At 30.6% G+C, this 981-nt stretch carries 1 protein-coding gene and 1 pseudogene; both read left to right on the top strand.

Features of this window, described 5'->3' with window-relative positions; all coding sequences use genetic code 11:
* A pseudogene (locus tag CCO88_RS09865) lies at positions 1 to 185 on the top strand (hypothetical protein); the annotation flags it as partial.
* A gap of 172 nt (positions 186 to 357) precedes the next feature.
* Entirely contained in the window at positions 358 to 939 is a 582-nt protein-coding gene (locus CCO88_RS09860; protein ID WP_002821341.1) for a hypothetical protein, read from the top strand.
* The last annotated feature ends 42 nt before the right edge of the window (positions 940 to 981 follow it).

Below are 981 nucleotides of genomic sequence, written 5' to 3'. Positions count from 1 at the left end.
TCAAACGAGTGGAAAGTTCCATTAAACAAGTGGAAAGTTCCTTACAAAGTGAAATCAAACTATCGGTAAGTTCATTAAAACAACAAGGAATCTATTGGCTTATAGGAGCTTGTATTGTTAGCATTGCCACTATAATTTCAAGTGTTTGGGCAATAATGAACTTTACGATAGAACATTTAAAATAATACTCTCGCACTAGAACAATCTAGTGCTAATTTAATCCTTTGGTTGGGAAATAACTATCCTAGCTAGAGATACTTCTGATGTTTAATTCCTATTGGTGGGAATAGTTATTCCCGCTTTTAGGGAGTATTCTATTCCTTTTTTTAATTGTTAAATCAAAAAAAGGAAAATGCAATGAATTTACAAGGAAAAATAAAAAAAATTGAGCAAGAAAAAAAGAAGTTTCTTAAAGCGCATAAAGGTTTATTTGAAGCTTCTAATGAAATTGATCTTTATAATCTAGTAGTTGAAAAGGAATTTACAAAATTTTACAAAGCTGTAAATGAGAAATATCTTTGCAGAACTAGAGAGTGGGATGAAAGAATGGATTTTGCTCAAGACTACAGTGATATTTTAAAAAAAATCGCAAATATTGAAAAACTTCAATCTCTCATCAATAAAAAAAGTAAAGAGAACGAGGATGGTTATAAAGTAGGGGATTTTCTCTATTCAAGTTGGGGATATGAACAAACAAACATTGATTTTTATCAAGTTATAGCCACAACCGAAAAAACCATTTTTCTTGCAGAAGTAAAGACAGATGTGAAAGTAACAGGTTGGGAAAGAGGTCTAAAAAGTCCATGCAAAAATGCTTTAAAGCTTGACAAGGCAGCTTTTAAGACGCTTTCAAATTTTCCAAAAGATTCAAGAGGTGGTTATGCTAAAAGTCTTTATAAATATAAAGGCAAGGCTCTTGAATTTACAAGTTATTACTAAAAAGGAAAATACAATGAAAAAATACAAATACACGCCTAAAAC

This window comes from Campylobacter coli LMG 9860 (genome assembly GCF_000254135.1).
In the GTDB taxonomy this organism is placed as follows: Bacteria; Campylobacterota; Campylobacteria; order Campylobacterales; family Campylobacteraceae; genus Campylobacter_D; species Campylobacter_D coli.
This window is presented reverse-complemented; position numbering and strand designations above follow the sequence as displayed.

What these genes read in the sequence shown, in the direction of transcription:
- CCO88_RS09860 (WP_002821341.1), top strand. Translation starts at nt 358, where the DNA reads ATGAATTTACAAGGAAAAATAAAAAAAATTGAGCAAGAAAAAAAGAAG.